This is a genomic window from Coprobacter sp., assembly GCF_982436375.1.
Window position 1 is genome coordinate 1 of sequence record NZ_CEWDCG010000065.1, and the last position, 14182, is coordinate 14182.

Sequence of the window (14182 nt, forward strand, 5' to 3'; positions counted from 1 at the left end):
TTTTCCACATAAAATATTCCACTTTTTTGAGATTATTTTATTTTTTCCTTATTAAATCCCCAAAGAGAAAAAATTATATATAATGTATCTGAAAGAGACGAACCTTTTTTATATCCACTTTAATATATTATCTTCGACTGTGTCTTAGATACTCCCGCTCGACAAAATCAAATTTTATTTGTTTTTGCGCTTGACTTATTCGTATCTTTGTAAGTTAATTTTGATTTGACCAGCCAATATGACCGATAACTCAATATTTATAAAAGGAGCTCGGGTGAATAATCTCAAAAACATCGACATCGAGATACCCCGGGATAAACTGATCGTAATAACAGGACTCTCCGGTTCAGGAAAGTCGTCTTTGGCATTCGATACTTTATATGCAGAAGGACAACGCCGGTATGTCGAAAGCCTTTCTGCCTATGCACGGCAATTTTTAGGACGCATGAGCAAACCTGAGTGTGATTTCATAAAAGGAATCCCTCCGGCAATCGCAATAGAACAAAAAGTCAATACTCGAAATCCCCGTTCCACGGTAGGCACTTCCACCGAAATTTACGATTACCTACGGCTATTATATGCTCGTATAGGAAAAACAATTTCTCCAATATCTGGGAAAGAGGTCAAAAAACATCAGACAGAAGATATAATCAGATGTATGTCTAATTATTCGGAAGGAACACGGTTCTCCGTTCTCACAACATTGCATATTCCCAAAGGCCGAACCTTGGAAACGCAACTTGAGATTTTATTAAAAGAGGGATATAATCGTGTTGAATATAAGGGAAAAACCATTCGGATAGAAGAATTAGAACATACATCTAACATAGACACGTCATCTCTTTTCTTAATAATAGACAGAATGACTGTTTCCTCTGAAAAAAATACAATAAGCCGATTGACAGACTCTGCAGAAACCGCATTTTTTGAAGGAGGAGGTGAATGTATTCTTAAATTTTATACTGAAAAAGGTATAGAAGAACATACATTCTCAAAACGATTTGAAGCCGACGGTATCACTTTTGAAGAGCCGAACGATCTCATGTTCAGTTTCAACAGCCCTGTAGGAGCATGCCCGACTTGTGAAGGCTTCGGTAAGGTTATCGGCATCGACGAAAATTTAGTTATTCCCAATAAAGCGTTATCGGTATTTGACGATGCCGTCATGTGTTGGAAAGGAGAAAAAATGAGTGAATGGAAAAAGAATTTGATTCGTGTAGCCGAAGCTTCTCATTTTCCCATACATCGCCCTTATTATCAACTTACCGAACGAGAAAAGGAACTTTTGTGGAACGGGAATCATCTTTTCGGGGGAATTCACGATTTTTTCAAAATGCTTGAAGAAAATCAATACAAAATCCAATACAGAGTCATGCTCGCTCGATATCGAGGTAAAACTGTTTGTCCCGATTGCAAAGGGGGTCGGCTAAAACCTCAAGCACAATATGTAAAAATCGGAGGAAAATCTATTTCGGAATTGGTAGCTTTACCAATCACAGATCTAAAAATCTTTTTCGACACTTTGGCATTAGATGAACATGATAGCATTGTCGCCAAAAGATTGCTGACAGAAATAAAGAACAGAATAGGTTTTCTTGTAAATGTCGGACTGGGTTATCTGACATTGAATCGACTATCTTCTACTCTTTCAGGAGGAGAAAGTCAACGGATCAATCTTGCAACATCTTTAGGTAGCAGTCTTGTCGGATCTCTATATATTCTGGATGAACCCAGTATCGGATTACATTCCCGTGATACAACTTTACTTATAAAAGTATTAAGAGAACTGCAAGCTTTGGGAAATACCGTAATAGTCGTAGAACATGACGAAGAAATAATTCGTGCAGCAGATTATATCATCGACATAGGACCTAAAGCAGGACGTCTCGGCGGAGAGGTCGTTTATCAAGGAGACCTGTCGAAACTTGAAAAAGCTACAAAAAGCTATACGGTTCGGTATCTTACCGGTGAAGAAAAAATCGAAACGCCCGCCCACCGAAGGAAATGGAATAACTATATAAAAATAGAAGGAGCTGCACATAATAATCTCAAAGGGATAGATGTCATATTTCCTTTACATATAATGACAGTAGTTACCGGAGTCAGCGGTTCAGGAAAATCATCACTGGTCAGAGACGTATTTTTTAAATCTCTTTCCAGATTTTATGAAGAAGACGGAGAACAACCCGGTATATTCAACCGACTTTCCGGAGACATGCATTTGGTAAAACATATCGAATTTGTCGATCAAAATCCGATCGGTAAATCATCAAGATCTAATCCGGCAACATACCTGAAAGCTTTTGATGAAATCAGAAAATTATATGCCGACCAGCAGGCTGCTAAACAAATGGGATTTACCCCGGCATACTTTTCGTTCAACGTAGAAGGCGGACGCTGTGAAGAGTGTAAAGGCGACGGAACTATCACTGTTGAAATGCAATTTATGGCAGATATTACTCTTACATGTGAAAGTTGCCACGGGAAAAGATTTAAACAAGATATACTTGAAATCGAATATCGAGGAAAGAATATCAATGATGTATTGGAAATGACTATCAATCAGGCTATCGAATTTTTTTCGGAACAGCAAGGAAGTGCCGAGAAAAAAATCATCAAAAGACTGAAACCTCTACAAGATGTAGGATTAGGATATATTAAGCTCGGACAGGCTTCTTCGACCCTTTCGGGTGGAGAAAATCAACGGGTAAAGCTCGCTTATTTTTTGAGCAATGAAAAGCAAGAGCCTACGATATTCGTTTTTGACGAACCGACAACAGGATTACATTTTCATGATATAAAAACATTACTAAAAGCATTCGATTCTTTAATAGAAAAAGGGCATACGGTCGTAATTATCGAACACAATATGGACGTAATTAAATGTGCTGATTATGTCATAGACATGGGTCCTGAAGGAGGAGACAAAGGCGGTTTTCTTGTTTGTGCAGGAACTCCAGAAGATATTGCGTCTTGTGAAAAATCTTACACCGGGAAGTACTTAAAAGATAAATTATGATGATAAAGAAAATGCACTTGAAATTTCAAGTGCATTTTCTTTATCATCATAAATATTTTAAAATAACTTAGCAGGGTACTCTCCGGCAGCAACCAAAGCATTGATCTTATCTACAACAACCGGACGATCTAAAGCATAAGTTACACCAAACCATTTAGAAGGTGTATCCAAAACTTTAACTGTTGCGATTTTATTTTGAATCAAATGATTTACCATCAACGGAATAAAGTATTCAGCCTTAAGATTTTCTGCATTTTCTTTTAAGAACTGAACAAAATAATCTTCTGAATATTTAAAGTAATCGGGCGTAAATCCCCACATATTCATTGATACGGGAGCATTCTCGTCAACTTCTGTCCAGACATCTCCCTCTTTAAACATTACCTTTCCGTCACGCCGTTCTATTTGAGTCCGCTCTACAACAGAGGTCAGCTCATTTTTATCATTCATTTCGCAAACTCCCCGAGCAACAGAGCCACTTTCGGACAGAGTATTTCCGACACGATATCCTACCATACAATATTCATTCTGTTTTCCATCCAATTTAGACAAATAATCTGCAAGAATGGCAAAACTTTCACGGCCATAAAAATCATCTGCATTAATGACAGCAAATGGCTCTTTAATCACATCTTTCCCCATTAATACAGCATGATTAGTTCCCCACGGCTTCTCCCGGCCTTCAGGAAGAGAGAACCCATCAGGTAAATAATCTAATTCTTGAAATACTACCTCAACAGGTATTATATTCTCATATTTCTTTAAAATTTTTGTTCTGAAATCTTCTTCAAAAGAATGTCTGATTACAAAAACAACTTTCCCGAAGCCACCACGCACGGCATCAAAAATAGAATAATCCATGATAGTTTCGCCATTAGGACCAAGCCCGTCTAACTGCTTCAATCCGCCATAACGGCTACCCATTCCGGCAGCCAAAACAAATAGTGTAGGTTTCATAATTCACGTTAATTTAGTTGGTAAACGAATTACAAAAGTAATAATAATGCGTAAGAAATACACTTTTTTTATCAAATCTTTTATATTCCCCTATCGTAGCTTCAATTCTTAAACAGTTAACATTTTACGTGTTAAAGCTGTTAAATATAAACTTTTAAGTAGTAAAAATAACAAGAATGCTTTTTTTTGTATAGAAAATATATTTTATTTGCAACAAATCATCAACTAATTCATTCACTAAATAAAAAACAAGAGCCTATAGAAAAACATTACTCTTAAACCAACATACTACAAGGTAATGAATAATTTAGCATCACGAACAGACGAAGAACTGGTCGTACTTTATTCGAAGGGTAATAACGAGGCTTTTGACATTCTTCTGAACAGATACAAAAACCGTATTTATTCTTATATATATTATATAGTCAAAGACAGAGAATTGACCGAGGACATTTTTCAGGAAACCTTCGTAAAAGTAATCACGACTATCAAACAAGGACGCTATGTCGAAACCGGAAAATTTCCATCTTGGATTTCCCGCATAGCTCACAATTTAATTATTGATTATTATCGTCAGGAGAAAAGTGAAAATCATTTATCTAATGACGAAATGAATCCTGATGTATTCAATCGGAAAGAATTAAGCGAAGGTACGATAGAAGACTCATTGGTACATACACAAATCCAAGCAGATATTCGCAAACTGGTAGCTGCGCTTCCCGATAACCAAAAAGAGGTACTCATCATGCGTTATTATAAAAACATGAGCTTTAAAGAGATTGCAGACGCTACAAATGTAAGTATCAATACTGCTTTGGGACGAATGAGATATGCAATTTTAAATATGAGAAAAATGGCAGAGGATCATCACATCGAACTTTCTTTATAAAAAAATAGCATGTAAGGATAATAAAAACAGAGTAGGCACGTTTTAATAATAAACAAAATAAAAAACAGTGCCTATGAAAAAAAGCTCTACTCCTCGACTGCTTTCAGAGAAAGCTATTGCTCCGATATTAACACCTAAAAGTTCTACGGTCGAACTTCTTAAGCAATTTGCACGGTCATATACCTACGAAAGCAAATTGCCTCAAAATCTCGGAGGATATATTCTAAACTAAGAACCTGTCTAAATTTTCCAACAAAAAATATTATCAGGTTGTCTTTATGTTTTCTTCTGTTTTTTTTCTCGTTTTCTCTCGTCAGATCGCCCGCTATCATCCTCGTAAAAAACAGAAAAATATCATCAAAAGAAACCTACAAACCTGACCCGAGTAAAATTGAGACAGACTTTTAACCATTATCCTGTTTTTTGAAATATTCCTTTTCAAAAAACAGGATTTTAAGTTCTGATGATTGTCCGTTCATCCCCAAAGAAGCAAGATACTCTCAAAGCCTAAAGAAGTTTTAATGCTTGTTTAAATAGTTGTGTATCCAAAATTTCCAAGCTTGTTTTTCCGCTCCTGTACATCACCTAACTCGCTACATTCATTAAGCTCTTAGAGAAAATCTTTTATTTTTTGTTCATAAATCCAAATCCTATCCGTATCTTTGTATATAATCTGATTTTACAAGATATGACACATAAAATAGCACCGTCCCTCTTATCCGCTGATTTCGGCAATCTGCAGGCAGCTATAGAGATGGTAAACCAAAGTGAAGCAGATTGGTTACATCTGGATATAATGGACGGCGTATTCGTACCGAATATTTCATTCGGATTTCCGGTTTTGAAATATGTAAAAGAAATCAGTACAAAACCTTTAGATGTTCATCTTATGATCACCGACCCCATTAAATTCATCAAGGAGATCAAAGAGATTGGTGCTTATATGATGAATGTGCATTATGAGACTTGCGTACACTTGCACCGTACTGTAGAACAGATAAAAGAAAACGGGATGAAAGCCGGTGTTACACTAAATCCCCACACTCCCGTTTCTTTATTGGAAGATATTGTTTCGGATGTTGATATGGTACTTATCATGTCTGTAAATCCGGGATTCGGAGGACAGAAATTTATAGAACATTCCACTGAAAAAATCTCAGTTTTAAAAGAGATGATTTTACGGAAGAATGCTAATACGCTCATTGAGGTTGACGGCGGCATTAATTTAGACACCGGTAAAAAAGTTTTGACAGCCGGAGCAGATATTCTTGTTGCAGGAAATGCAATATTCAGTACTCCAGATCCTATGCAAATGATAGCAAAGCTTAAAGCATTATAAAAATCGATATAATACCGGAGACAGGAACTCTGATAAATTACCTCAACAACATTCTTTGTTAATCTCATTCTAATCCATATTTGAAACACACAATTCTTTATTTGTCATTTCCTGTACTCCCGTATATATCGCAAAAACAAGCCCGACATAAAAATAGCATGAAAAATTCCTTTTTTCCAATCGAAGAAGCTCCGTTTTTACGCATACTGCTTCCGTTCATAGCAGGAATTTTATTACAACATTTTTTACCTTTCCTCCATGCGATCTATATATTTTCGCTTTTAGGAATCATATTTATCATTAAATACTACAATTCGTCAAAGTTCCCGTCAAAAAGATTTATAAACCGGCACTATTTCGGTATAGCCATATTTTTTTTCCTCATATCCATAGGAATTGCAACATTATTTATAAAACAAAAAAGCGAAACGGGACATTATTCTCCCAACTATAAATATGCTATTGCAACCATCACCAATTGTAAAGAAACACAACGTTCGATTTGCTGCGAAACAGAAATAAAAGAATGGATTCAACAAAACGGACAAACGATACGTGACAATCAAAAAGCCATTCTATATTTTAAGCCGGATGACCTTTCTCGTTCCTTAATAAAAGATAATGTAATCATATTCAAACCAAAACTCATACCCATTGTCAATTCTAAAAATCCCGAAAGTTTCGATTATGCATCTTATATGAAATACAAGGGGATTTTATACACACAATATTTAAACACACAAGATTGGAAACGGTTAGGCTACAAACAAGACAAATCTATCAAAGGTATTGCTCAAGAATTGCAAGATTCAGCATTAGAAAAACTGAAAAGAGATAATTTTTCGGAAACTTCTTATGCTATACTGAGTGCTCTACTATTAGGAAATACAAAAGAAATCACTCCAGAAATCCGTAATACGTTTTCTACAAGTGGACTTGCTCATATACTGGCTGTCAGCGGACTACATACCGGTATTATATGGTCATTGTTATACGTACTTCTTACACCGCTTGTATGGATAAAAATGTCAAAATTACGACCAATACTTACACTTATCTTTTTATGGATATACGCATTTTTAACCGGATTATCTCCATCTGCTACCAGAGCAACAATCATGATCAGTTTCATATTATTCGGACAAATTCTCGATCGTAAGGGAACATCCATGAATAATCTTTTTGCAGCAGCATTTTTCATGTTGTTATACAACCCGTATTATTTATTTAATGTCAGTTTTCAACTAAGTTTCATCTCGGTATTCTCAATTCTTTATATTTATCCGGTTCTTTATGACCTGATAAGCCCTTCTTCGAAATGGAAATCATATATAATATCGATATTTTGTGTCTCTGCCGCAGCGCAAATAGGAACATTGCCGTTAACCGTATATTACTTTCACGAATTACCTCTACTTTCTTTACCAACAAATCTAATTATTATTCCACTCCTCCCATTTGTCTTAGGAGGCGGGATACTTGTCTTAATATTGAATTATTTTGAGATACCTGCAACTTTTCTAGTAAACGGATTAGACCAAATTCTCATATATATAGAACACCTGACTAAAATAATTTCTACACTTAATTTCTCTTCTATCAAGAATATCTGGATAGAATCTCATTATGTTTTGTTTCTATTCGTTACAGTTTTCACTCTTGTCTGGTCTTACCGATCACGACGCAGCGACATTCTGATTTTTACTCTTTCATTCACAGTGTTGTTTCTAACGGCAGACACCTTTTACAAAAGTCATCCTATTCAAAACGCATGGGTCGTTTACCATGATAATCACAACACAACAATTAATTTCATTGATAACGGAACTAATTATATTCTTCATTCAAATCCTGAAAAACAAGATTCGACGATAGAAAAAAAAGCCCGCAATTTCTGGATGAAAAACAGAATAGAAAATATTATACACATAAAAGACAATAGCGATCTTCAAAATCTGATAATCCGTCAGCCTTTCATATATTTTAAAGGCAATAAAATACTGTTACTAAACTCAGGATATTGGAAAAACAAAAAAAGTACTTATCTTCTTCCTATCGATTATGCTATTATCAGTAAAGGCTTTTCAGGAAAACTGTCAGATATTGCCGAGTTATTCAACATACAGACCGTTATACTTTGTTCAGATCTCAATTACTTCAAACATCAAGCATTACAAAAAGAAGCCGATCAATTGGGCATATTTTGTTATTCAATAAAAAAATCCGGAGCATGGATATTCAATACAGATACACAGCTTAGAATTCCATCGATAACCTCAGATTGAACTGCCTCATAGTAAGATAATTAGGGACAGCACTTTGATGATTATAAATATCAGTCACCCAATAATAAGAATTCACATTACTTATATCCAACAAGTTAAAGACATCCAATCCAATCCAAATACTCTTAAAATAGCGAAAAAATCCTCGTTTCATTAATCGGTCTTCTCCTCCGACCAACAAACGGGAAGCCCCTATATCGACCCTACGATAGGGTGTCGTACGAAAGTATCCGGCCTGACGTCCCAACCGAGGAGCACCGACAGGTAATCCGTCCGACCAAATTGCACGCAAACTAAATTTATATTTTGGGAAACGGGGTACATAATCTTGAAAAAACAGTGCTACGCTATACCTCTGTTCTGTCGGGCGAGGAACTTTTATCCCTCCTATCGTTTCTTGCGTTCTCATCAATGAGAAACTTAGCCAAGAATCCGTTCCGGGAACAAATTGTCCGAAAAGCTTCAAATCCAATCCGGCAGCATACCCTTTCGATTCATTTCGTCCCGAATACCAGATACGAACATTATCTACTTCGTAAGGTATTAAATTATCCAGTTTTTTATAATATAACTCTGCTGTAAACTTAAATGGTCTGTTCACCGCCCTAAAGGAATAATCGCTACCTAATACAAAATGAATAGATCTTTGAGATTTAATAGAACGATTCAAACGCACTACATAATTTTCTCCGGTACGTACTGTATCTCTCAACTCTTTATAAAAAGGAGCTTGATAATAAAGACCTGTCGCAAACCTGAATGTCAACCGATCATTAAAGTTCGGAATGTAACCGACCGAAGCTCTCGGACTCAGAATAAACTCTTTATTAAATCCCCAATAAGAGCCACGTATACCTCCGGTAAATGTATAAAAGCCAGACTTAGCCCGTAATTTATAGGTATCTTGCGCATAAAACGAGAAACGATTGCTTTGCATATTCTGGTAAGAACTAAGACTGGAAACAAGATCGATTCCATTACCCGTATGCGGTAAAGAATATCCGGCAGAGTCACGCAGTTCCCATTCACGTACCCTGTCCTTAATTATTTCATGTTGAAAATTAACGCCATATTTCAATTCATTTTTGCCGAAACGAGTAGCTCCTTTAGCAGCTATTGCAAAAACCGAAGCATTCAAGCGATTTCGAGCATGCTCATGATAAGTTCCATACCCCAATGTCCCGGAAGTTTGCGGAACTCCACCATTATTCGCCATATCCAATTCATCAAGCCAATATTCTCCGGTAATATCATAAGTTACGATCTCATTTGTTGCAAAAGCCGAAGCCAGCAACGATAATGCGGTATATTTCGACACACCGTAATTTAAGGAAAGAGCACCGAAAAATGTCTGAAACTTATCTTTCTCCTGCCCATCAAAATAGACCTTAAACTGTGATGCTGAAGTATAAGTTCCGTATTTTGTCGTACGCTCTTGCGGAGTAAAATTATAGATATTATTAGATATATTTCCCAAAAGAGAGATATTCCAATTCGGAGAAAATTTATATGTCAAATAAGTTTGGTAATCAAAAAACGAAGGATCATACTCTCCTTTCGTATCTAAAGAACTCAATAATGTTGAATTAGTTTTATACCGGAAACCGTGTAATTGGGAAAACCTTTTCGTACTATGTCCGATCATGGCACTAGCACCTAAAAAACTGGCAGATACAGCTCCCTCAAAAGCTTCAGGCTGTTTATAGGTAATATCCAATACTGATGACATTTTATCACCATATTCTGCGGAATAACCTCCGGAAGAAAAACCGATACTACCGACCATATCCGGATTAATAAAACTTAACCCCTCTTGCTGACCTGAACGCACGAGCAAAGGCCGATATATCTCTATTCCGTTTACATAAACAATATTTTCATCGAAATTTCCTCCTCGTACTGAATATTGAGAACTAAGCTCATTACTGGAATTAACCCCAGCTAAGGTCGAAAGCATACTCTCAATGCTTCCTCCCGATGCATCCGGCATCAATCTTAAATCTTTGGCATCTATTTTCTGGAGAGTACTAGTCTGTTTTCTTATTTCCGTCACAACCACCTCTCCCAATTTTTTATCCTTAGTATAAAGCCTCATATTTAACACCACATTACCTTGCGGTGCTGCCAAGACCCTTTTTTCGGTTCGATAACCTAAACAAGAAAAAATAATCTCTATCGAATCTTGAGAAGCGACCGTCAACTCATATTCTCCTTTTAAATCGGTTAATGTTCCCTGTGTAGTTCCCCCTATACGTACATTGACTAACTCTAACCCTTGATTATCTGCATCGATCACTTTCCCGGAAATTTTTATACGAGATTGTGCTAATACAGTAGATCCGATAAAAAGAAATATAAAGAATATATATAGCTTTATTTTCATGAATTTCATTTTCAAAAGAATCTTTCTTTTCAGATATATAACGTAAAAAACATGATTTACGTATATTTACGTTTTCAAGATGTGCAAATTTACATCTTTTTATGGGGCTTTTACCACAATATAGTATCTTTGTACAGAAACATTCAACATTTACTTTATGGAAAATCTGAAAGAACTGCTTAAAAACAGACGCAGTATTCGCAAATATACCGAAGATTCCATTTCTCCGGAAAATGTAAAAGAAATACTTGAAGCAGCTTTAATGTCGCCGACGTCTAAACGGTCTCTTTGTTGGGAATTCGTCGTGATCGAGAATCCTGAACAATTAGAAAAACTTTCTCACTGTAAAGCTCAAGGAGCAAAACCTATTGCCGGCGCAAAATTGGCTATTGTTATTCTTGCTGATCCGTCAAAAAGCGATGTATGGATCGAAGATGCATCCATTGCGGCAATCCTAATCCAACTACAAGCTGAAGATCTCGGTCTAGGCAGTTGTTGGATACAAATACGAAACCGACTGACAGAAAACGGACAATCTGCTGAAGATTATGTCCGTGAAATGTTGGGAATCCCATACGGAATGGAAGTTTTGTCCATTATCACTCTGGGTCACAAAAATGAAGAAAAAAAGCCTTTTGATCCGGATAAGGCTCAATGGGAAAAGGTTCACATAGGACATTGGTAACATAAAAAGATAAATATGAAAAAAATAATATTTATCGGAGCTGGTAACCTCGCTACACAATTGTCGTCAGCAATGAAAGAACAAGGTTACGATATAATCCAGATATATAGTAAAAGCCTCAAAAATGCAAAAATATTGGGGTCATCCTTATCTTGTGACTACACCGATGACCTCAATCAAATAAAAGATACGGCAGATCTTTATATTTTTTCAATAAAAGATACGGCATTACAGGAATGCATCCGATCTATCAAACCGAATAAAGCTCTTTGGGTACATACAGCCGGAAGCATACCGATGTCCGTATTCGAGCCACATGCAAAAAGGTACGGAGTATTCTACCCGCTACAAACTTTCAGTAAAAATAAAAAGGTAAATTTCTCAAATATTCCGTTTTTTGTCGAAGCTAATTCAGAGAAAGATGCTACGTTATTAACCGATATGGCTTTAAAAATTTCACAAGATGTAAGAGTCATATCTTCAGAGCAGCGAAAATACATTCACCTAGCTGCCGTATTTGCATGTAATTTCACAAACCACATGTATGCAATATCCGAGAAATTACTAAAAGAGCACGGATTACCTTTTGACATTCTGCAACCGCTTATCCAAGAAACATCTGATAAAATAAAAAAAATATCTCCAGTAACAGCTCAAACCGGTCCTGCTGTAAGATACGACGAGAATGTAATGAACAAACAATTATCTCTGTTAGAAGACGACCAATTAAAAGAAATCTACCGATTATTGAGTAAAAATATTCACGCTTTTGCAATAAACATTTCTCATGAGCAAAATAAATTATGACTTATCTCGAATAAAAGCATTCGCATTTGATGTAGATGGTGTTCTTTCTTCAGATATGGTGCCTCTGCATCCCAACGGAGAACCGATGCGTATGGTAAATATAAAAGACGGATATGCTATACAATTGGCCGTCCGTTTAGGTTACAATATAGCAATTATCACAGGAGGACGTACCCAAGCCGTTCATGAACGGTTCTCCGCATTGGGAGTCAAACATATCTTTATGGGTGCAAAAATCAAAACCGAAGCATACTATCAATGGATTGAATCTTCAAACCTAAAACCGGAAGAGATACTGTACATGGGTGACGATATTCCGGATTATGAAGTCATGCAACTGGTAGGCCTACCTACTTGCCCCGCTGACGCTGCACCTGAAATTAAAGCGATATCAACTTATATATCCCCCAAAAAAGGAGGATGCGGATGTGGACGGGATGTCATAGAAGAGGTACTGAAAGCACAGGGAAAATGGATGGCTGATGAAGCTTTCGGTTGGTAAATACAAAACAAAATAAATAAAAAGTTTTATAAAATGCTGAGTCATATACAAAAGTACGATATTCTGCTGGCAAGCAATTCACCAAGACGTCGGGAATTACTGAGCGGATTAGGAATCGAATACCAAGTAACCGCCCTCCCCAATATAGACGAATCATATCCGGAAACATTACAAGGTGAAGAAATTCCCCAATATATTGCTACGGTAAAAGCCGAAGCTTACAAACCGGAAATGTCCGATAAAACCCTATTGATCACCGCAGATACAATCGTATGGTTGAACGGTAAGGTTTTCGGGAAACCGAAAGACAAAGACGATGCGAAAAATATGCTACGTACTTTATCGGGAAATATTCACACGGTGATTACCGGTGTTTGCATCACTACACAGGAAAAACAAATTTCTTTTGCTGTTTCTACCGATGTATCATTTGCAACTCTCGATGAAGAAGAAATCGATTTTTATGTAGAAAATTATGCTCCGCTCGATAAAGCCGGTGCATACGGAATACAGGAGTGGATCGGATTTGTAGGAGTAAACGGCATTAACGGTTCTTACTTTAACGTTATGGGATTACCCATACATCGACTATATCAAGAACTCAAACATTTTTAATTGCAAAATATCTTGTAATTAAAAATCAGTATTATTCTTATATCAAAAAGATCCGCTTTACAAATTTTCGGTTATGGAACAAAAGAAACAACAATATATAATAGATAAACAAAGCCTGGAGAAAGCCAAAGCCTTGTTTGAAACAAGTGATATAAATAACATTGAGGTAGGTACAACTAAAGGATTATGCCAGATACATGAGTATTTATTCTGCGATCTATACAACTTTGCCGGAAAGGTACGTACTCAAAACATTACTAAAGGAGGCTTTCGTTTTGCAAATTCAATGTTTCTCGACGTAATACTTCCTGTAATAGAAAAATGCCGGAAACAACTTTTGAGGAAATCACAGCTAAGTATGTAGAAATGAATATTGCTCATCCATTTATGGAAGGCAACGGGCGCTCTACAAGAATATGGCTTGATCTAATTCTGAAAAAGAATCTTGGAAAAGTTGTTGATTGGCGCATGGTTGATAAAGATCTATATCTGCAAGCAATGGGACGCAGCCCAATCAATGATCTGGAACTCCGTTTTCTTTTGCAACCGGCACTAACCGAAAAAGTCGATGATAGAGAAGTGATATTTAAAGGGATAGAACAATCGTATTATTACGAAGGATATAGCAAGGACAAAATTTAAATTTTAAAATAAACATGGAAATACTTTTCATCTCTTCTATTGTATTTACAATTAATGAA

General features: G+C 36.3%; 11 protein-coding genes and 1 pseudogene. 10 read left to right on the forward strand and 2 right to left on the reverse strand.

The window, feature by feature from the left end:
- The first annotated feature begins 238 nt into the window (after positions 1 to 238).
- Positions 239 to 3019 carry an excinuclease ABC subunit UvrA gene (gene uvrA, locus AC1WHX_RS05475; protein WP_122338237.1) on the forward strand — a complete coding sequence of 927 codons (2781 nt, stop codon included), beginning with the start codon at positions 239 to 241 and terminating at the stop codon, positions 3017 to 3019.
- A 57-nt stretch (positions 3020 to 3076) separates the two neighbouring features.
- Here the strand turns inward: uvrA and AC1WHX_RS05480 are convergent, their stop codons facing one another.
- On the reverse strand, positions 3077 to 3976 hold the full coding sequence (locus AC1WHX_RS05480) for a glycosyltransferase family protein (RefSeq protein WP_009316909.1): 900 nt from the start codon (positions 3974 to 3976) through the stop codon (positions 3077 to 3079).
- Between the two features lie 298 nt (positions 3977 to 4274).
- Here AC1WHX_RS05480 and AC1WHX_RS05485 point away from each other — a divergent pair, with 298 nt between their 5' ends.
- From AC1WHX_RS05485 to AC1WHX_RS05500, 4 genes are all read left to right on the forward strand, one after another.
- On the forward strand, positions 4275 to 4865 hold the full coding sequence (locus AC1WHX_RS05485; protein ID WP_302545361.1) for an RNA polymerase sigma factor: 591 nt from the start codon (positions 4275 to 4277) through the stop codon (positions 4863 to 4865).
- A gap of 73 nt (positions 4866 to 4938) precedes the next feature.
- Positions 4939 to 5097, forward strand: coding sequence for a hypothetical protein (locus AC1WHX_RS05490; protein WP_009316907.1), 159 nt, complete (start codon positions 4939 to 4941; stop codon positions 5095 to 5097).
- A 456-nt stretch (positions 5098 to 5553) separates the two neighbouring features.
- Positions 5554 to 6204 (forward strand): ribulose-phosphate 3-epimerase, encoded by a 651-nt coding sequence (rpe, locus tag AC1WHX_RS05495; protein WP_009316906.1) that lies wholly within the window; start codon positions 5554 to 5556, stop codon positions 6202 to 6204.
- 158 nt (positions 6205 to 6362) lie between these two features.
- Entirely contained in the window at positions 6363 to 8489 is a 2127-nt protein-coding gene (locus tag AC1WHX_RS05500) for a ComEC/Rec2 family competence protein (protein ID WP_122338238.1), read from the forward strand.
- On the opposite strand, the gene AC1WHX_RS05505 is transcribed toward AC1WHX_RS05500, so the two are convergent.
- Positions 8461 to 10872, reverse strand: a complete 2412-nt coding sequence (locus AC1WHX_RS05505) for a TonB-dependent receptor (protein ID WP_009316904.1) — start codon at positions 10870 to 10872, stop codon at positions 8461 to 8463. The genes AC1WHX_RS05500 and AC1WHX_RS05505 overlap by 29 nt on opposite strands.
- 157 nt (positions 10873 to 11029) lie before the next feature.
- Between AC1WHX_RS05505 and AC1WHX_RS05510 the strand changes: the two genes are divergently transcribed.
- From AC1WHX_RS05510 to fic, 5 genes and pseudogenes are all read left to right on the forward strand, one after another.
- The gene (locus AC1WHX_RS05510; RefSeq protein WP_303115433.1) at positions 11030 to 11557 is read left to right on the forward strand and encodes a nitroreductase family protein; all 528 of its coding nucleotides are present in this window, start codon (positions 11030 to 11032) and stop codon (positions 11555 to 11557) included.
- A 15-nt stretch (positions 11558 to 11572) separates the two neighbouring features.
- Complete coding sequence (locus AC1WHX_RS05515; protein ID WP_122338239.1) at positions 11573 to 12364, forward strand: Rossmann-like and DUF2520 domain-containing protein; 792 nt, start codon at positions 11573 to 11575, stop codon at positions 12362 to 12364.
- Complete coding sequence (locus tag AC1WHX_RS05520; protein ID WP_009316901.1) at positions 12345 to 12866, forward strand: KdsC family phosphatase; 522 nt, start codon at positions 12345 to 12347, stop codon at positions 12864 to 12866. Before AC1WHX_RS05515 ends, AC1WHX_RS05520 begins: the two co-directional genes overlap by 20 nt.
- Positions 12867 to 12899: 33 nt before the next feature.
- Positions 12900 to 13481 (forward strand): Maf-like protein, encoded by a 582-nt coding sequence (locus tag AC1WHX_RS05525; RefSeq protein ID WP_009316900.1) that lies wholly within the window; start codon positions 12900 to 12902, stop codon positions 13479 to 13481.
- Between the two features lie 73 nt (positions 13482 to 13554).
- Positions 13555 to 14123, forward strand: a pseudogene (gene fic / locus AC1WHX_RS05530) (protein adenylyltransferase Fic).
- Positions 14124 to 14182 lie beyond the last annotated feature (59 nt).